The sequence below is a fragment of the Marinobacter qingdaonensis genome (genome assembly GCF_034555935.1).
GTDB classification, from domain to species: domain Bacteria; phylum Pseudomonadota; class Gammaproteobacteria; order Pseudomonadales; family Oleiphilaceae; genus Marinobacter; species Marinobacter qingdaonensis.
Window position 1 is genome coordinate 992,898 of record NZ_JAYDCJ010000003.1, and the last position, 24,002, is coordinate 1,016,899.

A 24,002-nucleotide genomic window follows, 5' to 3' on the forward strand; every position below is an offset into this window, starting at 1 on the left:
GGACTCACAATTTCTGGATCCAGTCCCGAACCCAGGGCAGGGCTTCGGCTTCCGGTTCGGTGGTTTCCAGGGCGTCGATGCGCAGGGTGTCGCCGATTTTCCGGGCCGCGGTCTCGTACAACGCCTCCTCGAGCAGCTCGCCGGCGCCGCAGAAGGTGTCACCGTAGGAACTGTCGCCCAGCACAATCACGCCAAACGGCCGGCCGGGCTGTTGCGGCAATTGATCGCGCAGGTCGGCGTAGAACGGCAGCAGGTTGGCCGGGACTTCGCCCTGGCCGGTGGTGGAGGTGCACACCAGCAGCGCGTCGTCGTTGTCGGTGATGTCGGTCAGGGCGGGATTTTCCAGCACCGAAACCTGATGGCCCTCGGCGTCCAGGGTCTTCTTGATTTCCCGGGCGGTCATGAGCGCGCCACCGTAGACGCTGCCCACCAGAATGCGAATGGCGGTCATGGGAGCTCCTGTCAGTTGCCACTGGGCAATGGAATTGTGGGTTGGCGGCCGATCATAATCCCAGCGCCGGGGACACTCAAGCGCTGGTGGTGGTGCCGTTCTGGGTCCGGACCCGGGGGGCGATCCGGTTGCGGCCAGACGCCTTGGCGCTGTAGAGCTGGACGTCGGCCTGCTTCAGCAGTTCGTCAATGGAGGTGGCCTTGGCGATGGAGCAGACCCCGGCGCTGATGGTGACCGGCAGGTCGGCGCCCCGGAACCGGAAGCGCATGGCGGCCACCTCCGCGCGCAGGCGTTCGGCCAGGGTCAGGGCCTGCAACAGCGAGGTGTCGGGCAGCAACAGCAGGAATTCCTCGCCGCCCCAGCGGGCCGCGACATCGGTCTGGCGAATGATGGTTTGCACGGTGGCGGCGAATTCCCGCAGCACCTGATCGCCGGCGTCGTGGCCGAAGCGGTCGTTGATGCCCTTGAACAGGTCCAGGTCGATCAGGGCAATGGAGAAGTGGTGCCCGGCGCGCTGGTAGCGGGAGAATTCCGCCATCAGCCGGTTGTGCATCTCGCGACGGTTGGCCAGGCCGGTCAGTTCGTCGGTCTTGGCCGCCCGTTCGTGGCTTTCCGCCAGCGCCACCAGCTCATTGCGGGCCTTGAGACGGCTCGCCTCCAGGGTGAAGCAGAGAATGGACTCGAAACTGAGGGTGGCGAAGAAGCGGATCTTGAAGTCGGTGCTGTACTCGGCGGTGACGAAGGGCAGGGCCGGGAACTGGAACACGATCACCGCCATCAGGTAACAGAACAGCAGCACCGCGGTGCCGGTTTTCAGACTGGTCAGGTAGAACAGCAGAGGCGGGAATACGTAGAACCACAGGGGGCCGGTGTTGCTCTCGCCCCCCGAGACGATCAGGTAGGCAAACAGGGACCCCACCACCAGCAGCAGCCCGGCCTTCTGCACCGTGCGATTCCGGGTGCAGGCGTAATGGGCCATTTCCGCCATCACCACGGCGGCAAAGCCCCACAGCACCCAAGCATGGCCCGGATGTCCGGCAAACCAGGCCTTGCTGCCGATGCCGATCAGAAACGCGATGGCCATGGCCGAAAGCCAGGTGATCAGGCGCGCCACCTGGGCGTCTTCGCGCTCGCTGGCGGCCAGGTGGTTGGGAGAGGGCTGCTGAGTCATGACGGCCTTGTCAGTTCTTATAATTTTGACGCTTTTTTGGGGATTATGAGTCAAATCACCGGGAAAATGCATCCTACGGCGACCCATAGTGTGAATTGAGTGAGCTCTGTCTTGTTTGTTTCAATTCCGTGACAAAAAAACTATAGTTGCCGCCCATAACGAGTGACGTTTTTTCCACCAGACCACACGAGACTGTTTCTGTTATGGCCCGTTCAAGCGGACTCCTGGATACCCTGCTCACCAGCCCCTCCACCGAACGCTACCGGATCGGGCTAAGCCTGTTGTTCCTGCTCGGCGTTTGGCTGACCGTCGGTGCCTTCAGCCAGGGCACCCCCAACAGCATGCTGCTGATGGCGGCGGCGGTGATTGGTGGCTACATGGCCATCAACATCGGCGCCAACGACGTGGCCAACAACGTCGGCCCGGCCGTCGGTTCCGGCGCCCTGTCCCTGGGTGCGGCGGTGATCATTGCCGCCATCTTCGAATCGGCCGGGGCGCTGATTGCCGGCGGCGACGTGGTGTCCACCATCAAGGGTGGGATCATCGATCCGTCCAATCTGGACAGTGCCCAGGCCTTTGTCTGGCTGATGACCGCCGCGCTGCTGGCCGGCGCCCTGTGGCTGAACCTGGCGACCTGGATGGGCGCCCCGGTGTCCACCACCCATTCCATCGTCGGCGGCGTGCTCGGCGCCGGTATTGCCGCCGGTGGCTGGGGCATCGCCGACTGGGCGGTGATGAGCAAGATTGCCGCCAGTTGGGTGATCTCGCCGGTCCTGGGTGGCGCCCTGGCGGCATTGTTCCTGTTTTTGGTCAAAAAAACCGTGCTCTACCGCAAGGACGTGATTCCGGCCGCGCGCACCTTCGTCCCGATGCTGGTGGCCATCATGGCCTGGGCCTTCGGCACCTACCTGATGATCAAGGGCGTGAAGAAAGTCGTGAAGGTCGACTTCCTGACCGCTTCCCTGGTCGGCCTGGTGGCGGCAGCCGTGGCCTACGCCGCGGTGCGCGCGCTGGTCAAGCGCCGGGCGGCGACCATGGAGAACAGCGCGGTCGGTGTCAGCACCCTGTTCACCTGGCCGCTGATCTTTGCCGCCGCGTTGCTGAGCTTCGCCCATGGCGCCAACGACGTGGCCAACGCCATTGGTCCGCTGGCGGCCATCAACGACGCCCTGAGTTCGGGCGGTGTGGTCACCGCCGCCAGCATTCCCCTGTGGGTCATGATGGTCGGCGCCCTGGGCCTGGCCGTCGGCTTGATGCTGTTCGGGCCGCGCCTGATCAAGACCGTGGGCAGCGAAATCACCGAGCTCGACAAGACCCGCGCCTTCTGCGTTGCCCTGTCGGCGGCCCTGACGGTGATCCTGGCGTCCCAGCTGGGGCTGCCGGTGAGCTCGACCCACATCGCCATCGGCGGCGTGTTTGGTGTCGGCTTCCTGCGTGAGTACCTGAAGTCCAACTACGCCACCCAGCTGCACAAGATCATGGAGCACCACGACGCCGAGGAGCAGGCCCGGCTCAAGCCGTTCCTGGACGATTTCCGCAATGCCTCGGTGGAGGAGATGGAGGACCTGCTGAAGCAGGCCAAGAAGAAAAAACAGGTGCCGCTGTCGAAGTCCGAGCGCAAGCGGCTGAAGAAGCTCTATCGGGAAGAGATGGTCAAGCGCTCGCACCTGATGAAGATCGCCGCGGCCTGGATCATCACCGTGCCGGCCTCGGCCATCATGGCGGCCCTGCTGTTCTTCACCCTGCGCGGCCTGCTGATCTGACCGAACGGGCTGGTTGCCGCTGACCAGTTTGGTCATACTATGCGGAAAGAGAGGGGCGGCCTGGGCCGCCCCGTCAGAGCCAATTATCCGTGGAGTGAAGTATGAGTTCGTCCAATGAAAGTCGTCAGGCCAAGATGATTGATGAGCTGCGGGTGTTCATCAAGAAGGTGCTGAGCGAGCCGACCATCGCGGTCAAATCCATGGAAATCGCCCGCAAGTATCGGAATGAGCCGAACGCCAAAGAGATCATCGCGCGGGAGATCAGCGCCAACACCAACATCCGGATTCCGGAGAACTGGAGTGAGGCGGACAAGATGTTCCTGGACATCATCCACGACGTGCTGGATGACGAAGAGGCGCTTTACTAAAACTGAAGGTACCTCAGCGCGGGGAGGGCAGATGCCGAGCCCAAACCGTGCGGAGCCAGGGATGGCGGAGCCGAGCGTACAGGGAAGTATCCACAGCGTGTTTGGGCTCGGCATCTGACCTGCCCGAGGGCGCCATCCGTTGCTCCGCACAATTCTTGACACGCGCCCTGACCGACTCCGTCGGAGTTAATGCGTGTTCAGACAACGTTCTCAGGCTTGTCGCGCGCTCAGTTCGTTCTGTTTCAAAACGGCATCGGCCATCTGGTGCAGAATCCGCATCTCGTCTTCAATGCCCTCCTCACCCGACAGCTCCCGCTGCTCGATCAGAATGTCGCTCAGGATTTCGGGCGTGGTCAGCGGGTTGGCCAGCACCACCCGGAACACGATGCACGGGAAGTGGTAGTAGCGCGCCGGTTCCAACCGGGTCCGCGAGACAAAGGCCTTGCCCCGCTCGCGCTGGGTCTTCTGGATGAACTTGGTGATGCGGTTCAGGCAGGTGTTCAGCTTTTCCGCTTGCAGGGAGTCGGCCAGGGCGAGGGCCTTCTGGACGTTCTCCGGGCAGTAGCGGTAGGTCAGGATGTTCAGCTCCGGCCGGGTCACCAGTTCGAAGTCTGGCTCGGCGTCGATCAGGTCGGCGAAGGTCTGAGCCTTCTCGATGCCCTGGTCGATCAGGATCTCGTAACCTTCCCGGGCCAGGATTTTCAGGCCGGAATGGATCAGCATCGACATGCCCGGACGCGAGCCCTCGAGCGTGGTGCTGCCCAGGTCCCGGGAGCCTTTACGGATGATGTACTGGGCGTGGTGCTCGACCGCGCTGGCCAGACTCGGATCCCGGAATACCACCAGGCCGACCCCCATGGGCACGTACAGCTGTTTGTGGGCGTCGAAGGTGACCGAATCGGCTTTCTCGATGCCCCGCAGCAGGTGCTTGTAGGTGCGCGAGAACAGGGTCGGACCACCCCAGGCGGCGTCCACGTGGAAATGAGCGCCAAATTCCCGGGCGATGTCGGCCATGGCGTCGAGTGGGTCGACGTTGCCGGTTTCGGTGGTGCCGGCGACGCCACAGATGGCCATCACCTTAATCTTTTGACGCTGCAGTTCCAGGCACTTGTCCCGCAGGGCGTCGGTCTGGATGCGGTTCTCGTCGTCGGTGTCGACCGGGATCAGCGCCTCCCGGCCCAGGCCCAGCACGTCGGCGGCCTTGCGCAGGGAATAGTGGCCGCGGCGGGACACCACGATGGCGGCGCCCTCGTAGCCGTAGTACTTCAGTGCCCGGAACAGGCCTTCCTGGTGCAGGCCGCGGAAGTTGCCCTCGGCCGGAAAGGCGCGGTTGCGGGCAACCCAGAGCGCGGTCAGGTTGGCGACGGTGCCGCCGGAGCACATGGCGCCCAGGGCGTACCGGGGGTCGTGCATCCACTTGCGGTAGAAGGCCCCGTCTTCCTCGTACACCAGGCGGTGAATCATGCCCAGGACTTGGCGCTCCATGGGCGTGAACGCCTTGGAGGTCTCAGTTTTGACCAGGTTCTGGTTCAGGGCAATCATGATCTTCGACAGCGGCAGCATGAAGTAGGGCAGTGCCGAGGTCATGTGCCCGATGAACGCAGGCGATGCGGTATGAACGGAGTTGGCGACCAGTTTGTCGAGCAGGAACTGGGCCTGCTCGGACACGAACACGGGTTTCTCCGGGATGGCGTAGTCGGAAAAGTCTTTCTCGACGTCGGACAGATCCCGTTCGACCGCAACGATGTGCTCCTGCAGGAAGCCCGCAAGATTGTTGGAGATGTTCTGGTCGATCCGGCTGAGCGTGGACTCCGGCGCCTCCGGCACCGTGAACACGCGATACATGGCCTCGACGGAGGCCTGGGCGGATTTCTTCTTTCCGGTCATAGGTAGCACACGCGATCAGTGGTCATCCGCGGGGCAATTCCAGATGCCAGGCGGATGGGGCCGGCGTGTCATTCCGGCGTTGATGACTGGCCGCTTGCACGCGGCAAACGGTCGGGTCTCCCTGAGGGATCGTAGTATACGGGGTGATGAGACGTTACGCTACAAGGCCTCATTCCACCCCGCTCCGGTCAGAGAATCTCCCGGTGTATGTCCAGTATGGCGGCATCGACCCGATCTTCAATGGCTTTTTCCACCTGGTCGAGGCGTTGGGTGATCTGCTGGGAGGAGGTGCCGAGGGCGGCAATGGTCCAGGTGGCGCAGTCCAGGGCGTCCTGATCGGCGGTTTCCGCCACCGCCAGATCCGGCTCTTTGCCCCAGACCGCGCGCAGGGCGGTGAAGACCTTGCGCTTGGCTTTCAGATCGTCGCAGCCGTAGAGCTGGAAGTGCAGGGTCAGCACGCCCACGTGTGGGGTGATGACCGGTTGGCTGCTGGGCTGTTTCAGGAGCTTTCGTAAGGCTTCAGACATTTTAAACCTTGCCTGCGGGCGCGGGGCGGCGTTGCTGAAACACGCTGTGACTACGTCCCTGTACGCTTGGCTCCGCCATCCCTGGCTCCGCACAGTTTCAGCAACGCCGCCCCACCCCCGCGATCAGACGTCTCGGAAGGTGTGAAAAGTCACTAGCCTACTACAGGCGTCGCCCGTTTGATAATGGCGGCGGCGTCGATGCCCGAGGGCAGGTTGCCGTAGTTCAGGCCGCCGTTGGATTGCAGGCGCGAGGCGCAGAAGGCGTCGGCCACGGCCGGGTCGGAGTGGCGCAGCAGCAACGACGCCTGCATGGCCAGGGCCATGCGATCCACCAGGTTGCGGGCCCGATACTGGATGTCGCCGGTGTCGCCGAAATCCTGCTGCAATTGGGTCAGGAACTGGTCGAAGCGGCGGTCGGCGCCGCGAGCTTCGGCTGCCTCTTTGAAGAATACATCGAGGGTCTCCGGTTCTTTTTGTAACGCCCGCAAGGTGTCCAGGCACTGGACGTTGCCGCTGCCTTCCCAGATGGCGTTGACCGGGGACTCCCGAAACAGCCGGGGCATGATGCAGTCTTCCATCACGCCGCTGCCACCGATGCATTCCATGGCCTCGTAGGCGTGGTTGGGGGTGCGTTTGCAGATCCAGTATTTGCCCACCGGGGTGGCCAGGCGGGTCAGCAGGCGTTCGTGGTCCTGGTCCTGATTGTCGAGGGCGCGGGCGATGCGCATGGTGTACGCCAGCGCCGCTTCGCTTTCCAGGGCCAGGTCGGCCAGTACGTTCTGCATCAGCGGCTGCTCGCTCAGGCGGGCGCCGAAGGCGCTGCGGTGGCGGCAGTGGTGGCTGGCCTGGGCCACCGCCTGACGCATGCCGGCGGCGCTGCCGATCATGCAGTCGAAGCGGGTCATGGCCACCATGTCGATGATGGTCGGTACGCCCCGGCCTTCGTCGCCCACCATCCAGGCCAGGGCGCCGCGCAGTTCGGCCTCGCTGGAGGCGTTGGCGACGTTGCCCATCTTGTTCTTCAGGCGCTGGATCTGCCAGGGGTTCTTGCTGCCGTCCGGGCGCCAGCGCGGCATCAGGAAGCAGGACAGGCCGCCTCGGGACTGGGCCAGCACCAGGAAAGCGTCGCACATGGGCGCCGAGACGAACCATTTATGGCCCACCAACTCATAGGCCTGGCCGGGGCCCTCGGTGCCCACCGGGTAGGCCCGGGTGGTGTTGGCGCGCACGTCGCTGCCGCCCTGTTTCTCGGTCATGGCCATGCCGATGGTGACCGAGGCCTTCTGGCCGTCCGGTACGTTGCGCGGGTCGTAGCTGTTGGCCAGGATGCGCTGTTCCCAGTCCCGGGCCAGGTCCGGCTGGTTGCGGATGGATGGGATGGCGGCGAAGGTCATGGTGATCGGGCAGCCGTGGGCGGCCTCGACCTGGGAATGCATGTAGTACTTGGCGGCGCGGGCCACTTGGGCGCCCTGGCCGGGGTGGGTCCAGGGGCTGCTGTGCAGGCCGTGTTCCATGGCGATGGTCATCAGCTGATGGTAGGCGGGGTGGAAGTCCACCTCATCGATGCGGTGGCCAAACCGGTCGTGGCTGTTGAACACCGGCTTGTGCTGATTGGCGCGGAAGCCCAGGTCAATGGTGTCGGCGGCGCCGGCCAGGGCACCGAACTCGCGCAGGGTCTGCGTCGACCCGGCGGCGCCTTCCCGGCGGGCGGCCTCCTGCAGGGCCAGGTCCTGGTCGAACAGGTTGTAATCCTGCAGGGCGGGGGGCTGGTTGATGACCTCGTGGGTGTTGGCCAGGTAGCGGTCGTGGTCGCTGCGGGCCGGGGAGTCCGGATTAGGCTGCCGTGCGTTCATGGCTATCTCCTGGTGCCGGTCAACCCCTGCATGCAAAAGCGAATGATGGCGTCGACCAACGGATCGTTGTTGTCGGTTGTGTTCTCGGTGGTTTCCTCGACCTGGCTGGGCGACAGCGGGCCGACGAGGCTCTCCGAGATGGCGCCGACCAGGCAGGTGCTGCTCTGGCGGGCGTCCTGATCCGGAATGCATCCCTCCTTGATGCCTTCCCGGATGGCGGTTTCGAACAGGCTGGCGTAAGCCTTGCGGTATTTCAGTCGCTCCTCTTCCACCTTCGGGTCCACCGGCTCGGCGATCAGAGACCAGGCCATCACCGGGCCCCGCAGGGCGCGTCGGGCGAACTGGCGCAGTGCCTTCTCCAGACGCATGGCGGCGTCACCGTCGGTGCCGAGGGCCTCGGCCACCTTGTCCACCTCGCGCTGGGTTGCCAGTCGGAAGACCCCGGCGAACAGGTCTTCCCGGGACTCGAAGTGCCGGTATATGGTGCCGGTCGCCACGCCCGCCAGGTCGGCGATGCGGGTAATACGGGCACTGCGGAAGCCGCCGTCGGCCACGCACTCGTAAGTGCAGTCGATGATCCGTTGGCGCGCTTCGGCTTTGCGTTGGCGCATTTTTTCAGTTTCGCGATAAGCCATGCCGGCTCCCTACAAGCAGTGAATCATTATTCATTCTTTGTGTCAATTTGCGGTTCGCTCAGGATAAATCCATTTTATCCTTTTAAATCAGTGTCATATTTTTGGTTACAAAAAATTACAAAAAAGGCGTTGCCTGGAAATAGCGCAGTCACGAAAACCGGATTATAAAGACGCCAAGACGACGCCAAAGCCGGTGCTTCGTTGAGACTGAGTGTAGTTGCCCACTGGGGCGTGCCGGCACTCGATCCCCTGTTTTCGTTGATGGAGAAGCCATCATGAGTGATTTCGACGAAAGCAACCTGGAACCCTCCTCCAGCTGGAGCGGTGACAGCGACGACAGTCATTCCATTGCCGGCCGTGCACGGGTGCGCGCACAACTGCAGGCCGACATTGAAGCGTTTTTGAACCAGGGCGGAAAGATCCAGGAAATCGACACCTTTTTCCGGTCTGACGCGCCTCGCAAAGTGGACGTCGGGTTCAATAACCGGTCCCTGTAATCCGGGTCCGAGCAGGGCGGGTGATTGCCCGTCCTGATTTTGACACCGTTCTCGGCAGCGCCCGCTGCCTTGGTCTATCCTCGAGCCACGCCGAATTGTCCGGGCCCTGGCCCGGACGTGTTAGTCGCCGGGACCCAGAGGCCGCACCCGTCCATGTCAGTACCAACCCGTCTCCTTGTTTTTGCGCCGCTGATCATAGCAGCTGTCGGTGCCGTCGGCTGGCTGACGGCCGATTCCGTCGATGAAAAGCGGACCACCGTCACAGCGGCGGCACCGACGCCGGTTCCGGTCCAGCCCCAAGCCGACACCGAGGCACCATCGCAGCTGGTGAGGGCGCCGGACAACCACCCCGTGCCCGAGCATCCGCCGGCGTCGCTGGTCGGTACCTCGGTCCCCACCGGCTGGGCGCAGCTGGATTCGACCGGTGCCCTGATCCCGACCCCGGCCCTGCGCCAGCTGTTCGAATACTACCTGTCGGCCTTGGGTGAGGAGTCCTTGCCGCAGTTGGTGGCCAGGATTCGGCAGACCCTGGCGACCCTGCCGGAGCCGGCCCAGACCCAGGCCCTGGCAACCCTCGGCGCCTATCTGGATTACAAGCTGGCGGTGTCGGACCTGGAAGCGGGTTATGGGGTGACCGAGGCGCTTGAGCCTGAAGAGCTGCAGCGCCGGATGGCAGAGATCCAGGCCCTGCGCCGCACCTGGTTGGACAGCGCCACCGCCGAGGCGTTTTTTGCCGAGGATGAAGTCATCGACCGGTTCCAGCTGGAAAAACTGCGCATTGCCCGCGCCGATGACCTGACCGAGACCGAGCGTCAGCAGGCCCTGGACCGGGCCGAGTCGGCGCTGCCGGAGCCGTTGCGTCAGGCCCGCCAGGACACCCGCCGCTTCGCCGAATACGAACGTGCCCGCCAGGACCTGGCGAACGATCCGCAGGCGTTGAATGCCTGGCGGCAGCAGGCCTTTGGCGCCGAGGCGGCCCAGCGCCTGGACGCACTGGCCCAGGAGCAGGAGGACTGGGACCGGCGCTGGCAGGCCTATTCCCGGGAGCGCCAGGCCCTGCTGGGCGGCGGCCTGGTCGGGCCGGAGCTGGCTGCGGCCATGGCCTCGCTGCGGAGCCGGCATTTTGACGAGCGCGAACAGGTCCGGGTCCAGGCCCTGGATTCGATCCGGTAACCCCGCTGTCACAGCCCATCCCTAACCTGTTGCGGCAGTCTGCACCCGATGGCCCTGGCCGTGTATGATGGAGCCCAGAGCACCACTGCGGTGCTGCCATCCGTCCGGTCACGCCAACTAGGAGGTCCCCGTGCCCAACCCGACTCCCCGCGTTTTTCCTGCCACCCGTCTGCGTCGCAATCGCGCCAGCGATTTTTCCCGGCGTCTGGTGCGGGAGACTCAACTGAGCCCGGACAATCTGATCTACCCGGTGTTTGTGCTCGAGGGTAATGGCCAGCGCGAGGAGGTGCCATCGATGCCGGGGGTGGAGCGACTGAGCATCGATCTGCTGGTGGAGCAGGCGGCCGAACTGGTGGACCTGGGGATTCCGGCGGTGGCGCTGTTCCCGGTGGTGGCCGCCGAGCAGAAGAATCTGTCCGGCTCCGGAGCCTGGGATTCGGACGGTCTGGCCCAGCGGGCGGTCAGGGCCCTGAAACAGGCGTATCCGGAACTCGGGGTGATCACCGACGTAGCGCTGGACCCGTTCACCACCCATGGCCAGGACGGCATCGTCGACCACGACGGCTATGTGCTGAACGACGTGACGGTGGAGGCGCTGGTGAATCAGGCCCTGTCCCACGCCGATGCCGGCGCCGACGTGGTGGCACCGTCGGACATGATGGACGGCCGGATTGCGGCCATCCGCGACGCGCTGGAGGCGGCCGGTCATGTGAATACCCGGATTCTGGCCTATTCTGCCAAGTATGCGTCCAGCTACTACGGTCCGTTCCGGGATGCGGTCGGCTCGGCCGGCAACCTGGGCAAGGGCAACAAGTCGACCTACCAGATGGACCCGGCCAACGCGGACGAGGCGCTGCACGAGGTCGCCATGGACCTGGCCGAGGGTGCCGATATGGTGATGATCAAACCCGGCATGCCGTATCTGGACATCGTGCACCGGGTAAAGCAGGAGTTGCAGGTGCCGACTTTCGTGTATCAGGTCAGCGGCGAGTACGCCATGCACATGGCCGCGGCCGAGAACGGTTGGCTGGACGGCGATGCGGTCATGATGGAGAGCCTGATGGCCATGCGCCGGGCCGGGGCCGACGGCATCCTGACCTATTTTGCGGTGCGGGCGGCGCGACTGATGCGAGCCGCCAGGCGCTGAATCAACGGACGAACCCATGTGCGGCCCGGTGACCACCGGGCCGGCACCCGATTGGAATTGACGGATTATGACAACGGAAACGGCCAAGAAACCCAAGGCAGACCCGGAGCAGAGCGTACCCGCCCCGCTGGAGATGCCTCCGGCGGGTGAGAGTGTGAACCTGGAGGCCAGCGAGAACTTCTTCAATCGGGAAGTGAGCCAGCTGCAGTTCAATTACCGGGTGCTCAAGCAGGCCCTGGACACCACCCACCCGCTGATCAACCGCCTGATCTTCTGCTGCATTTTCAGCAGCAACATGGACGAATTCTTCGAGATCCGCGCCGCCGGCCTGCGTCAGCAAATGAAGTACGGCCGCGAGACCGTGGGTGTCGACGGCATGCTGCCGGAACAGGCCCTGGCCGAGATCAGCCGGGTTGCCCACGAATACATCCACGAGCAGTACGACATCCTCAATAACGTGCTGATTCCGGAGATGGAGCGGGAGAACATCCACTTCGTGCGGCGCCGGGAATGGACCCCGGCCCAGGCCGAGTGGGTGCGCACCTATTTCGAGGAGGAAATCCTGCCGGTGGTCAGCCCCATTGGCCTGGATCCGTCCCACCCGTTTCCGCGCCTGGTCAACAAGAGCCTGAACTTCATTGTCGAGCTCGATGGCAAGGACGCCTTCGGCCGCGAGACCGGCATGGCCATTGTGCCGGCGCCCCGGTCCCTGCCGCGGCTGGTGCGCCTGCCCGACGACGTCTGCGAGGGTGGCGACAATCTGGTGTTCCTGTCGTCCATGATCCACGCCCACGCCGACGAGCTGTTTCCGGGCATGGAGGTCAAGGGCTGCTACCAGTTCCGGCTGACCCGCAACGCCGACCTGGAGCTGGAGGACGATCTGGAAGATCTGGCCTCGGCCCTGCGCGGCGAACTGCTCAGCCGGCGCTTCGGCGACGGCGTCCGGCTCGAGGTCGCCGACAACTGTCCGGAGGAGCTGTCCCAGTTCCTGCTCACCGAGTTTGGTCTGACCGAACGTGACCTGTACCGGGTGCACGGCCCGGTCAACCTGACCCGGCTGATGGCCGTCGGCAGCCTGGTCGACCGGCCGGACCTGACCTATTCCGGGTTTTCGCCGGCGATTCCCAAGCAGATCCGCAGCAAGGACTCGATGTTCGACAGCATCCGCAAGCAGCCGATCCTGCTGCTGCACCCCTACGAGAACTTCAGCCCGGTGGTGGACCTGTTGCGACAGGCCGCCAAGGATCCGCAGGTGCTGGCCATTCGCCAGACCCTGTACCGCACCGGCGCCGATTCGGAAATCGTCGAGGCGCTGGCCGACGCCGCCCGGCGCGGCAAGGAAGTGACCGCGGTGATCGAGCTGCGGGCCCGGTTCAGCGAGGCGGAGAACCTGGAGCTGGCCAGTCGCCTGCAGGAAGCGGGGGTGATCGTGGTCTACGGCGTGGTGGGCTACAAGACCCACGCCAAGATGATCCTGATTGTGCGCCGCGAGGAGGGTCGGCTCCGCCGCTACGTCCATCTCGGCACCGGCAACTATCACGCCGGCAACGCCCGCCTGTACACCGACTACAGCTTCATGACCTGCGACGAGTCGATCGGCGATGACGTCAACAAGCTGTTCCAGCAGCTCACCGGCATGGGCAAGGCCCTGAAGATCAAGAAGCTGTTCCATTCGCCCTTTACCCTGCATTCACGTCTGCTCAGCCTGATCGACCGCGAGGCCGGGTTTGGCGACAAGGGCCGGATCATCTTCAAGTTCAATGCCCTGACCGAACCGCAGATGATCAAGGCGCTGTACCGGGCGTCCCAGGCCGGGGTGAAAATCGACCTGATCATTCGCGGCATCTGCTGCCTGCGCCCGGAAGTGCCCGGGCTGTCCGACAACATCCGGGTCCGCTCGATCATCGGCCGGTTCCTGGAACACACCCGGGTCTATTACTTTGGCAACAACCGGCGGCCGGACGTCTACTGCTCCAGCGCCGATGGCATGGAACGCAACCTGCTCAGCCGGGTGGAGACCGCGTTCCCAATCGAGGATGCGCAATTGGTGGCGCGGGTGCGTGAGGATCTGGACACCTACCTGGCCGACAACTGCCAGAGCTGGGTGTTGCAGCCCGATGGCAGCTACATCCAGAACCAGCCCGCCGAGGGCGAGGAACGGCTGGCGTCCCAGCTGGTGCTGCTTGAGCGTCTGACCGGCAAACCCTGACACGGAGAAATGGCGTGCAAAAGAAATGGATGATTGCCGGCGCCGCGGTGCTGGCGGTGGCCGGTGCCATGCCCTGGCTGGTGGGCTACGTGACCGAACAGCAGTGGCAGCAGGCCACGGCGGAAGTGAACCGGTCCCAGTCGTTTGTGCGCATGGAAACCGGCCAGTACCGTCGCGGGCTGCTGGGCTCGGATCTGAGCGGCTCGCTGGTGCTGAAGCACCCGGAAACCGGTCGCTCCCACCAGCTGGACTATCGCGCCAGCGTCACCCACGGGGTGACCGGCAGTCTGCTGGAATTCGAACCGGTGGGTGGCTGGTCGCCTGAGGGCGCCGACTGGTTTCCCGGGGAGCAGCCCCGGCTGACCCTGGAGACGCGCCTGTGGGGCTCGGCCACGGTTGAGCTGGAAGCGCCTACGGTCAATGTCACCAACGCCGCGACCGGGGAGTCCCTGAGCACCAGTGGCGGACTGGCTCGAGTCGATATCAGCGACGCCGGCTCCCGGGCCAAGGCGTTGATGGTCTGGCCGGCGGTGAGCCTGTCCGGCCCCGAGGTGGACATCCGCATTGCCGACATCCACATGGAACAGGACCTTGAGCACCTGTCGGGCGAGATCTGGACCGGCGGCGGTGAGCTGGAAGTCGGCTCGGTGGAGATTCGCTCGGCCACCGACGCGCCCATGACCTTGCGGGACTTTACCCTGGCCAGCAGTTCCGAGGCCCGGGACGAGGGGCGTCGCCTGGATTCCAGCGTCCGGCTCGAGCTGGAGGAAATTGTCCGGGCCGACCAGGGCTACGGTCCGCACCGCATCGAGTTTGCCCTCGAGAACCTCGACGTTGCCAGCTGGAGCGCCTTGACCCGCGGCATGACCGATCTGCAGGCGCTGGCGTTGCAGGCAGACGGTGCCGGCCGGCCCAGTCCGGGCCAGCAGATGGCGGCCATGGAGCAGGTCAATACCGCGTTGCGGGAGCTGGCGGCGGCCGGTTTCTCGGTCGGCTTCCCGGAGCTCAGCCTGGCCACGCCGGAAGGCGCGGTGACCGGCAGCGCGGAAATCCGCCATCCCGAGCTCAGTGCCCAGGACAAGGCCGGCATGCTGATGGTGATGCAGCGGCTGACCGGCAACCTGAATCTGAGCCTGCCGCTGGCACTGGCCGAAAACTACCCGGAGGTGCGCATGCAGCTGGCGCCCATGGTCAAGCAGGGTCTGCTGATCCGCGACGGCGACCGGTTGGTGATGAATGCGGTAATGGAGGACTTGATGGTGGACGTAAACGGCATGGAGATTCCATTGCCGCCGCTGCTGTAACGCCAGACAAAAAAGCCCCGAACGGGGCTTTTTTTAGGTCGGCCGGTGGCTCAGGCCGGTTTGAATTTCTGCTGCAGGGCGGCCTCGACCGCGGGGTCGACAAACTCCGAGACGTCGCCACCGAGGGAGGCAATTTCCCGGATCAGGGTCGAGGAAATGTAGGACAGATGGTTGGCCGGGGTGAGAAAGACGCTTTCCACCTCCGGGGCCAGGCGCCGGTTCATGTCCGCCAGCTGGAATTCGTACTCGAAATCGGACACTGCGCGCAGACCGCGCAGGATGACGGTGGCGCCCTGGTCGCGAACAAAGTCGGCGAGCAGGTTGCTGAATCCGGTCACGCTGACGTTGGGCAGGTGGGCGGTGGCCTGGCGCACCAGCTCGCAGCGCTCCTCCAGGTTCAGCAGCGGTTGCTTCTTCGGGTTGTAGGCAACGGCCACGACAATCTCGTCAAACATGCGGCCGGCCCGCTCGATCAGGTCGGTGTGGCCATTGGTGATCGGGTCAAAGGTACCCGGATAGATGACTTTTGGCATGCACGGCTCCTCTGTTCGCACGCGCCTAGGATACCAGCTTGCCGGGTATCCCAAAACGGCCGCCGGTTAGCCCGCCAGTTTGCTGGCCAACCGGGTGCTGTTGCGCGCTGCCAGGGCGTACACCGACAGCTGCGGGTTGGCGCCGATGCTGGTGGGGAAGATCGAGGCGTCGTGCACGCTCAGGTTACTGACCTGATGGTGCTCGCCGAAGCCGTTCACCACCGATTCCCGCGGATCTGCGCCCATGCCGCAGCCACCCATCTGGTGCGCGGTGAACAACCGAACCCGGTGCGGCGCCATGGCCAGGGTGTCGATGGCCGCGCTGGCCTCGGCCCAGCTGGTGTACCAGTCCGAATCCAGATGGACCAGGCGAACCCGCTTGGCGCCGGCGGCAAACTGGATCTCGGCCATGGTGCGGAAGGCCTTGCGCAGGCCGGTCCACAGGTAGTCGGAGATCGGGTAGTCCAGCACCGGGCTGCCATCGTCCCGCAGCGACACGGTGCCGCCCGGGCTGTCCGGGTGGAAGCCGTCCCGGACCAGGGCAATCATGGACTGGGTCCAGGGCAGGCCGGCCATGGCGTCGATCTGGTCCTGACCGTGGCCGGGAACGACCCCGGACGACACCGCCGGGTGCAGGGGCGGCACCTCCAGCTTGAACCCGGCCGGACCATCGACTCCGTCCCGGAAATTGAACTCGTCGGAATAGATTGACTGGGGCGCGCCGTAGAACGGGTCCACCCGCTCGGGCATCTGGGCCAGGGTGGCGTTGACCGGATGCAGGAACGAGCGCTTGCCCAGGCGGTCGTAGGGGTCGGGCAGGTCCGAGCGCAGCAGCAGGCCGGGCGAACCAATGGCGCTGGCGGCCACGACAAAGTGTCGGGCCTTGAGGGTGACGGTCACCCCCGATGGCGTGACGCCATCGGCGCCCATGGCGCTGGCTTCCAGGCGATCGATGCGGTCCTGGTTGCGCACCAGGCGGTCGGCGCGCAGGCCGTGGAACAGCCGGGCCTGGTGGTCGAGGGCGCCGGGGATGGTGGTCATCAGCGCGCCCTGCTTGGCGTTGGTCGGGCACCCGACCCCGCAGTACCCCAGATTCCAGCAGCCTTTGACGTTGCGCGGAATAACGGCCCAGGAATAACCCAGTTGCTCGCAGCCCTGGCGCAGGATGTCGTTGTTGACGTTGGGGTCCAGGTGCCAGGGCGAGATGTTGTGATGTTGTTCGCGACCGTCAAACCAGGGCGCCATGGCCTCCGGCGTCAGGTCGTCGAGGCCAAAACGCTGGGCCCAGTGCGACAGGGTGGCGTCGGGCGTGCGGAAGCTTGAGGTCCAGTTCACGGTGGTGGAGCCGCCGACGCAGCGGCCCTGGAGGATGGCGATGGCGCCGTCCCGGGTGACTCGGCTCATGCCCTCCTGGTACAGGCTGGCGTAGGCCGACAGCTCGTCCATCTTGAAATCTTTCTGGTGGTACAGCCGGCCTTCCTCCACCAGGATCACCGACAGGCCCTGCCGGGCCAGGATTTCGGCGGTGGTGCCGCCGCCGGCCCCGGTGCCGATGACCACCACGTCGGCCTCGTGGGTCTGGTTGTCGGTCAGGGTGGCACTGTCGGTCACGTCCCAGCCGGCGGCCAGGCCCTGGGCAATGCGATCGGTTAACGACATGGTTGGCTCCGTTCGTCGGCGTGGGTCAGGCGGTCTTGAATTGGGGCAGGGCGGCCATGGCCCAGTTGGGCGGGCCCGGGTAACCGGACAGGTGCCAGTGTTCCGGCGCGCCGAAAAACGCGACGTTGCTGATCTTGGTCAGGGCAATGTAGCCGTTGTTGAACAGGCCGATGCCACTGGTGCGCCAGCGTTGCAGGAAGGCGTCGGCTTCGGCGGTGGTCACCTTGGGCCAGCTGGACCAGACCCGGGCCACGGTAACCCGGGTGACGCCGAAATTGAGCAGGTCGAACAGTCGGCGCAGCTCGCGCTGGTTGGCCGGACCAAACTGGGCGATGCCGGCGTCAATGCGCTCGATGGTGGTGGCGATGGCCTGGCGCCGGGCCTGGGGCTGCTCGGTCAGGGCCGGGCCGACGATGGCTGGCAGCAGGGCCTCGAACAGCTGGATGTCGTCCCGGGTCAGGAACCGGAACCGGTAACTGGCGTCCATCCGGGTATCCACGGCGCTGAGCTGGCCCGCCGGGGTCGTGGCGCAGCCACTGAGGCCGGCGGACAGGCTGACCGTGCCCAGCAGCAGGGCGCCGGCGGCGCCGGTCTTCAGGAAACGTCGACGATCGAGGCGAGCGACCTCGTCCTCGGTGGCTCGGGCATCGAACTGCTCGGTCATGGAACCTTCTCTTGTTCTTGTTCGTGGAGCGATCGGGGGCCTGCAGGCCCCCGTCAGGGCGGTCAGCGGATGAAGAACTTGTACACCATCTTGTGCGCGGCGGTGCCGTGCGGTGCGTACACGAACTTGCCGCTGTTGAACTTCTGCTTGGTAAAGATGGCGCGGTGGTGGGAGAAGGTCAGGAAGCCTTCCTTGCCGTGGTAGTGACCCATGCCGGAATCGCCGATGCCGCCGAACGGCAGGTCGTCCTGGGCCACGTGCATCAGGGCGTCGTTGATGCACATGCCACCGGACAGGGTGTTGTTCACCACCTGTTGCTGCTGGGCCTTGTCGTAACCGAAGAAGTACAGGGCCAGCGGCCGCGGGCGGTCGTTGATGTAGTGCAGCGCCTCGTCCAGGTTGTGGTAGCTGACCACCGGCAACAGCGGGCCGAAGATCTCGTCCTGCATGACCTGCATGTCCGGGGTGGTGTTCAGGATCAGGGTCAGCGGGATCTTGCGGGTGCCGTCGCCGAGGTTTTCCCGGGCCGGATTGATCTCGAGGATCTCGGCGCCCTTGTTGCGGGCGTCTTCCAGGTAGCCCTGGAGGCGGTCGTACTGGCGCTCGTTGATGATCGCGGTGTAGTCGTCGTTGTCCCGCAGGCTCGGGTACATTTCCGAGAACCGGGTGCGGAACTCGTCAACGAAGGCCTGGACCCGGTCCGCCGGGCACAGCACGTAGTCCGGTGCGACGCAGGTCTGGCCGGCGTTGAACGCCTTGCCGAAGGCAATGCGCTGGGCCGCGTCTTCCATGGGCACATCCGGGGAGACGATGGCCGGTGATTTGCCGCCCAGCTCCAGGGTAACCGGGGTCAGGTTTTCGGCCGCGGCCCGCATCACCAGCTTGCCCACCGAGGTGGAGCCGGTGAACAGCAGGTGGTCAAACGGCCGGGCGGAGAAATCTGCCGCCACATCGGCTTCACCGGTGATCACCGAGACCAGGTCCTCGGGGAAGGCCGCCTCGATGATTTCCTTGAACAGGGCCGAGGTGTGCGGGGTAAACTCGGACATCTTGACCATGGTCCGGTTGCCCGCGGCCAGTGACGCCACCAGCGGGCCAACGGCCAGGTACAGCGGGTAATTCCAGGGCACGATGACCCCGACCACGCCCTTGGGCTGGTAATGCACCTTGTTGCTGGCGGGCTGGAACAGCACCGACACGTGGCGCTTGGACGGCTTCATCCAGTCACCCAGGTGCTTGAGGGTGTAGTTGATGCCCTGGATCGAGGGCATGACCTCGGCAATCAGGGATTCGTCCCGGGAGCGACAGCTGAAGTCCCGGTCGATGGCGTCCAGCAGGCGATCCTGGTTGTTCAGCAGTGCGCGTTTCAGGCGTTTGAGGTTCTCCTGGCGCTCGGTCTGCGAGGGCATGGCGTTGTTGCGGAAGGCCTGCTTCTGGGCCTCGAACACCCGATGCGTGTGCTGGATCTGCTTCTTGCTTTCAGTGAGCTGGACGACAGTGGCACCCATGCTGTTCTCCCCAATACGCTGCGGCCTCGTGGGGGCGCAGTCGACTGTTTTGTAGGTGGCGAAAAAGTGTGCAATTTGCACTTGCGAGTATTATTAGAGTATATACTCTAGTGAGTCAAGCGAGGGGCGATGGCCGATCGGGCCATCCCGTCCCTGAAAACAACAACCGCCGGCACGTTTATGAAAACCAGAGACAAAATACTGCTCTCCAGCCTGGAGCTGTTCAACGAACGGGGCGAACGCAACGTCACCACCAATCACATTGCGGCCCACCTGGCGATCTCGCCCGGGAATCTCTATTACCACTTCCGCAACAAGTCGGACATCATCTACGAGATCTTCCTGGAGTACGAGAAGCTGGTGGACTTCTACCTGAACATTCCGGAAGACCGGGCCATGACCCTCGACGACATGACCTTCTACCTGGAGTCGGTGTTCGATGGTCTGTGGAGCTACCGGTTCTTCCACCGGGACCTGGAGTACCTGCTCGACAGCGATGCCCGGCTGCGGCGGGACTACCGGGAGTTCACCCAGCGGTGCCTGGCCGCCATCAGCCGCATTTTCGAGAAGCTGGCGGAGGCGGGCATCATCGAGCCGCAGTCGGAGAGCCTGAGGACCGCGATGTCCCTGAACGTCTGGCTGGTGATCACCAACTGGATGGCGTTCCTGAAAACCGCCCACGCCGAGGAAACCTACGCCAAACTGACCCTGAACGAGCTGAAGCAGGGCATCTATCAGGTCCTGACCCTGGAGATTCCGTACCTGACGCCGGCCTATCGGGAGCGGGTCATGGCCTTGCGCGAGAGCTACCGGCCGGCGTTGGCCGAGCCGTCGAGGGCGAGCGAACCGGTCTGAGGTAGGTATCGACCGAAAGAATTGGTTAAAAAATGATCGAATCGGGAACTTTTGCCGAGCCCGGTCGTCATAACCGGTGACGTAGGAAATCCGGACATTTCTTGCGTCTCCTGAGTTAGTTCTCAGGTTTTAGCACGTCGCAAACCCTGACGTTTCACCGGTCTGTCTCTGGCAGACCGGTTTTTTTATCCCCAATCCGGATACATTTTCGTGCTTGTCAGGCCCGCCGGTTTTCTCTAGACTCCGCAATGTTACCGGTAACATTTGCCGCTACAAAAACAACCAGGAGCCACGTATGTTTACCCAACGTCTCGCCGCCGGCCTGCTTTCGGCCTCGTTCGCACTGCACGCCGCGGCTGCCGATTTCAACCTCAAGTTCCAGTCGTCCGACCCGTCCGGGGTCAAGAATTTCGAGATCCAGCTGCAGTGGGCGGATCGGGTCGAAACCATGACCGGTGGCCGGGTCAGCATCGATCTGCTGCCGGTTGGCAGCGTCGTCAGCCACACCGAAACCCTGGGCGCCATGAAGATGGGCGTGCTCGACGGTCACATCTCGGTCACCGGCTACTTTTCCGGCCAGGATCCCGCCTTCGGCCTGATCGGCAACACCGTGGGCGCCTGGTCCAGCCCGGACCAGCTGATCGACTACATCAACCACGGCGGCGGCTACGAGCTGATGAACGAGCTCTACCAGCCCTACGGCGTGAAGTTTGTCGGCGGTGGTGGCACCGGCCTGGAGTCCTTCGTGTCCAAGAAGCCGCTGAACAGTGTGGACGATCTGGCCGGGCTGAAAATGCGGGCGCCAGAGGGGCTGGTGCAGTCGGTGTTCGCCGCCGCGGGCGCGGCGCCGGTCAACCTGCCCGGCTCCGAGGTCTACACCGCACTCGGCAAAGGCGTGATCGACGCCGCCGACTACACCGTGTTCTCCACCAACCACAACGCCGGCCTGCACGACATTGCCGCGCACCCGGTCTACCCCGGTTTCCATTCCCTGCCGCTGATCGAAATCGCCATGCGGTTGAAGACCTGGAACACCTTGCCGGAAGACATCCAGGCCATCCTGACCGTGTCGGCCCGGGATTTTGCCCAGGACATCAGCACCCAGCTGGCCATGGCCGACAAGACCGCGGTCATGGAGGCGCGCGACAACCCGGAGATCACGGTGCACGACTGGTCCGCCGAGGAGCGCCGGAAGTTCCGGACCATCGCCCGAGACCAGTGGAAGGTGTACGCCGAACAGTCGCCCAACGCCGAGAAGGTGTACCGCTCGGTCACCGCCTACCTGGAGTCCCAGGGTCTGCTCTGACCCTGAACCCTGTGCCCGTTTGCTAAGGAATTACTTCGGCCCCGGTCATCGGGGCCGGGGTTGGGAGTTGTTATGCCTGCCGAACACGAACCCCTGCCGCCGGAGTCTGGCGATCTGGTGCCGGAGCCGGCCGAAGACGTCGGCTTTACCCGGCTCGACCGTGGCATTGTCTGGCTCGGAAAAAAGCTGAGCCTGGTGTTTGCCCTGATTGCCGTGGTGTCCCTGTACGAGATCGTCCGTCGCTATCTGTTCAATGCCCCGACCCTGTGGGTCCATGAGACGGTCACCTTTGCCGGCGCGACCCTGTTCGTGCTGGGCGGCCTGTACGCCCTGGCCACCGACAAGCACGTGCGCATTGTCCTGGTCTACGACTCGGTGTCGCCCCGCATCCAGCGCTGGTTGCGCATCGTTCATCACCTGCTGGGGTTGGCGTTCAGCAGCCTGCTGCTGTACGCCAGCTGGTTCATGGCCAAGGCGGCGGTGGTCGCGCCCTGGGGCGGCTGGCGCCTGGAGACGTCGGGGTCGGCCTGGAATCCGCCGTTTCCGGCGCTGTTGAAGGTGGTCATTTTCGTGGCCGTGGTGATCCTGACCCTGCAATTCCTGCTGCACCTGATTCGGGACCTGCGCAACAAGGAGCACCGCGATGTTTGAACTGGCTTCCCTGGGCATCGGCTACGGCAGTCTGCTGATGCTGGTGCTGCTGATTGTACTGCTGTTGACCGGCATGCAGCTGGCGTTCGCCACCGGCCTGGTGGCCCTGGTGTTCGCCCTGGGCTGGTTCGGCCCGGACGCGCTGCCGATCGTCAGCAGCCGGCTGTACAGCTTCATTGGCAACTACGTGTTCCTGGCGGTGCCGATGTTTGTGCTGATGGCCTCGTTGCTGGACCATTCCGGCATCGCCCGTGACCTGTTCGACGCCATGGCCCGGCTCGGTCGGCGCCTGCGCGGGGGCGTGGCGATCCAGACCCTGGTGGTCGCGGTCATCCTGGCCTCCATGTCCGGGGTGATTGGCGGTGAAACCGTGCTGCTCGGCATTCTGGCGCTGCCCCAGATGCTGCGCCTGGGTTACGACCGCAAGCTGGCGATCGGCACCACCTGCGCCGGTGGCGCCCTGGGCACCATGTTGCCGCCGAGCATTGTCCTGATCATCTATGGCCTGACCGCCAACGTGTCCATCGGTGACCTGTTCAAGGGCGCGTTTGCCCCGGCCCTGCTGCTGGCGTTGCTGTACATGGGCTATGTCCTCATCCGGGTCTGGCTCAAGCCGGACATGGCCCCGCTGCCCTCGGATCAGGACCAGCCGGAGACCCCGGCGCCGAACTTCTTCAAGGCCCTGCTGTTCCCGATCCTGTCCGTGGTGGTGGTGCTGGGCAGCATCTATGGCGGCGTGGCCTCCGTTACCGAGGCCTCGGCCCTGGGTGTGGTCGGCATCGCCCTCAGCACCTGGGTGCGCGGCGAACTGTCCCTGGCCATGGTGCGCAAGGCCACCATTAGCACCCTGCGGGTATGCGGCATGATCATCTGGATCGGCATTGGCGCCACGGCGCTGGTCGGAGTCTACAACCTGATGGGCGGCATCGACTTCGTGCGCGACATGGTGTTTGCGGTCAGCGGCGGTGACGGCTTGCTCACCATCCTGTTCATGATGCTGATCCTGCTGGTGCTGGGTATGTTTCTGGACTGGGTCGGCGTGGCCCTGCTGACCATGCCGATCTTCGTGCCCATCGTCATCGAGCTGGGCTACAGCCCGATCTGGTTTGGCGTGGTGTTCTGCATGAACATGCAGGTTTCCTTCTTGTCGCCGCCGTTCGGCCCGGCCGCCTTTTACCTGAAGACGGTGGCGCCCAAGGACATCAGCCTGGGCGAGATCTTCCGTTCCCTGATGCCGTTCATCCTGCTGCAGATCCTGGCGCTCGGCCTGCTGATCGCCTTCCCGCAACTGGCACTATGGTGGCAATGATGACCGAGGCTCCAAAACTGGTGGTCATGGGGGTGTCCGGCTGCGGCAAGAGCCTGATCGGCTCCCTGCTGGCCCAGGCCCTGGGCGTGCCCTTCTTTGACGCCGACAGTTACCACAGCCAGGCCAACGTGGAGAAAATGGCCAACGGCATCCCCCTGACCGACGCCGACCGGGCCGGCTGGCTGGCCGATCTGGCCACCCTGATCGAGGCCCAGGAGGCGGGGCTGGTATTGGCCTGCTCGGCCCTGAAGCGCAACTACCGGGACCGGCTTCGGGCCGGTAACCCGGGTCTGCGCCTGGTGTACCTGCGCGGGGACTTTGACACCATCTGGGCCCGCCACGCCCGGCGCCAGGACCACTACTTCAATGGCCAGGCCATGCTGGAAAGCCAGTTCGGCTCGCTGGAGGAGCCGGCGCGGGACGAAGCGGTCATTACCCTGGATGTCGAGGCCCGTCCCGACACCCTGGTGCAGCAATGCCTTGCGCAGCTGGGCCGGGCCAGGGAAGATGCCGATGGCTGACATCACAGCCG

The 24,002-nt window shown here is 64.5% G+C and carries 22 protein-coding genes; 12 read left to right on the forward strand and 10 right to left on the reverse strand.

What is annotated here, in order from left to right:
* Positions 1 to 4 precede the first annotated feature (4 nt).
* Entirely contained in the window at positions 5 to 451 is a 447-nt protein-coding gene (locus U5822_RS07680) for a flavodoxin (protein ID WP_322855040.1), read from the reverse strand.
* 76 nt (positions 452 to 527) lie between these two features.
* Entirely contained in the window at positions 528 to 1,622 is a 1,095-nt protein-coding gene (locus U5822_RS07685) for a GGDEF domain-containing protein (RefSeq protein WP_322855041.1), read from the reverse strand.
* A 203-nt stretch (positions 1,623 to 1,825) separates the two neighbouring features.
* Here U5822_RS07685 and U5822_RS07690 point away from each other — a divergent pair, with 203 nt between their 5' ends.
* Entirely contained in the window at positions 1,826 to 3,385 is a 1,560-nt protein-coding gene (locus tag U5822_RS07690) for an inorganic phosphate transporter (RefSeq protein ID WP_322855042.1), read from the forward strand.
* A 101-nt stretch (positions 3,386 to 3,486) separates the two neighbouring features.
* Entirely contained in the window at positions 3,487 to 3,753 is a 267-nt protein-coding gene (locus tag U5822_RS07695; protein ID WP_322855043.1) for a hypothetical protein, read from the forward strand.
* A gap of 210 nt (positions 3,754 to 3,963) precedes the next feature.
* Here the strand turns inward: U5822_RS07695 and panP are convergent, their stop codons facing one another.
* The 4 genes from panP to U5822_RS07715 form a co-directional block, all read right to left on the reverse strand.
* Positions 3,964 to 5,640: a pyridoxal-dependent aspartate 1-decarboxylase PanP gene (gene panP, locus U5822_RS07700; protein ID WP_322855044.1), complete on the reverse strand. Its 1,677-nt coding sequence runs from the start codon at positions 5,638 to 5,640 to the stop codon at positions 3,964 to 3,966.
* Positions 5,641 to 5,828: 188 nt separating this feature from the next.
* A complete protein-coding gene (locus U5822_RS07705) occupies positions 5,829 to 6,167 on the reverse strand; it encodes a DUF503 domain-containing protein (protein WP_322855045.1) in 339 nt (112 codons plus the stop codon).
* A 152-nt stretch (positions 6,168 to 6,319) separates the two neighbouring features.
* Complete coding sequence (locus tag U5822_RS07710; RefSeq protein WP_322855046.1) at positions 6,320 to 8,020, reverse strand: isovaleryl-CoA dehydrogenase; 1,701 nt, start codon at positions 8,018 to 8,020, stop codon at positions 6,320 to 6,322.
* Positions 8,021 to 8,022: 2 nt separating this feature from the next.
* Positions 8,023 to 8,655 carry a TetR/AcrR family transcriptional regulator gene (locus tag U5822_RS07715; RefSeq protein WP_322855047.1) on the reverse strand — a complete coding sequence of 211 codons (633 nt, stop codon included), beginning with the start codon at positions 8,653 to 8,655 and terminating at the stop codon, positions 8,023 to 8,025.
* Positions 8,656 to 8,930: 275 nt separating this feature from the next.
* Here U5822_RS07715 and U5822_RS07720 point away from each other — a divergent pair, with 275 nt between their 5' ends.
* The 5 genes from U5822_RS07720 (at position 8,931) to U5822_RS07740 (ending at position 14,985) form a co-directional block, all read left to right on the forward strand.
* Entirely contained in the window at positions 8,931 to 9,152 is a 222-nt protein-coding gene (locus U5822_RS07720; protein WP_322855048.1) for a hypothetical protein, read from the forward strand.
* Positions 9,153 to 9,305: 153 nt separating this feature from the next.
* The gene (locus U5822_RS07725; RefSeq protein WP_322855049.1) at positions 9,306 to 10,325 is read left to right on the forward strand and encodes a lipase secretion chaperone; all 1,020 of its coding nucleotides are present in this window, start codon (positions 9,306 to 9,308) and stop codon (positions 10,323 to 10,325) included.
* Positions 10,326 to 10,455: 130 nt separating this feature from the next.
* A complete protein-coding gene (gene hemB / locus U5822_RS07730) occupies positions 10,456 to 11,472 on the forward strand; it encodes a porphobilinogen synthase (RefSeq protein WP_322855050.1) in 1,017 nt (338 codons plus the stop codon).
* Positions 11,473 to 11,539: 67 nt separating this feature from the next.
* Entirely contained in the window at positions 11,540 to 13,681 is a 2,142-nt protein-coding gene (gene ppk1, locus U5822_RS07735; RefSeq protein ID WP_322855051.1) for a polyphosphate kinase 1, read from the forward strand.
* A 14-nt stretch (positions 13,682 to 13,695) separates the two neighbouring features.
* Entirely contained in the window at positions 13,696 to 14,985 is a 1,290-nt protein-coding gene (locus tag U5822_RS07740) for a DUF945 family protein (RefSeq protein WP_322855052.1), read from the forward strand.
* Positions 14,986 to 15,035: 50 nt separating this feature from the next.
* Here the strand turns inward: U5822_RS07740 and coaD are convergent, their stop codons facing one another.
* The 4 genes from coaD to U5822_RS07760 form a co-directional block, all read right to left on the reverse strand.
* Complete coding sequence (gene coaD / locus U5822_RS07745; RefSeq protein WP_322855053.1) at positions 15,036 to 15,518, reverse strand: pantetheine-phosphate adenylyltransferase; 483 nt, start codon at positions 15,516 to 15,518, stop codon at positions 15,036 to 15,038.
* A gap of 66 nt (positions 15,519 to 15,584) precedes the next feature.
* The gene (locus U5822_RS07750; RefSeq protein WP_322855054.1) at positions 15,585 to 17,177 is read right to left on the reverse strand and encodes a GMC family oxidoreductase; all 1,593 of its coding nucleotides are present in this window, start codon (positions 17,175 to 17,177) and stop codon (positions 15,585 to 15,587) included.
* A gap of 25 nt (positions 17,178 to 17,202) precedes the next feature.
* Entirely contained in the window at positions 17,203 to 17,841 is a 639-nt protein-coding gene (locus U5822_RS07755; protein ID WP_322855055.1) for a hypothetical protein, read from the reverse strand.
* A gap of 62 nt (positions 17,842 to 17,903) precedes the next feature.
* Entirely contained in the window at positions 17,904 to 19,349 is a 1,446-nt protein-coding gene (locus tag U5822_RS07760; protein ID WP_322855056.1) for a coniferyl aldehyde dehydrogenase, read from the reverse strand.
* 180 nt (positions 19,350 to 19,529) lie between these two features.
* On the opposite strand from U5822_RS07760, the gene U5822_RS07765 reads away from it, so the two are divergent.
* The 5 genes from U5822_RS07765 (at position 19,530) to U5822_RS07785 (ending at position 23,991) form a co-directional block, all read left to right on the forward strand.
* Entirely contained in the window at positions 19,530 to 20,204 is a 675-nt protein-coding gene (locus tag U5822_RS07765) for a TetR/AcrR family transcriptional regulator (protein ID WP_322855057.1), read from the forward strand.
* 295 nt (positions 20,205 to 20,499) lie between these two features.
* Complete coding sequence (locus U5822_RS07770) at positions 20,500 to 21,510, forward strand: TRAP transporter substrate-binding protein (protein ID WP_322855058.1); 1,011 nt, start codon at positions 20,500 to 20,502, stop codon at positions 21,508 to 21,510.
* A gap of 72 nt (positions 21,511 to 21,582) precedes the next feature.
* Entirely contained in the window at positions 21,583 to 22,161 is a 579-nt protein-coding gene (locus U5822_RS07775) for a TRAP transporter small permease subunit (protein WP_322855059.1), read from the forward strand.
* Positions 22,154 to 23,470, forward strand: a complete 1,317-nt coding sequence (locus U5822_RS07780; RefSeq protein WP_322855060.1) for a TRAP transporter large permease — start codon at positions 22,154 to 22,156, stop codon at positions 23,468 to 23,470. Before U5822_RS07775 ends, U5822_RS07780 begins: the two co-directional genes overlap by 8 nt.
* Positions 23,470 to 23,991 carry a gluconokinase gene (locus tag U5822_RS07785; protein WP_322855061.1) on the forward strand — a complete coding sequence of 174 codons (522 nt, stop codon included), beginning with the start codon at positions 23,470 to 23,472 and terminating at the stop codon, positions 23,989 to 23,991. The genes U5822_RS07780 and U5822_RS07785 overlap by 1 nt, the downstream gene beginning before the upstream one ends.
* The last annotated feature ends 11 nt before the right edge of the window (positions 23,992 to 24,002 follow it).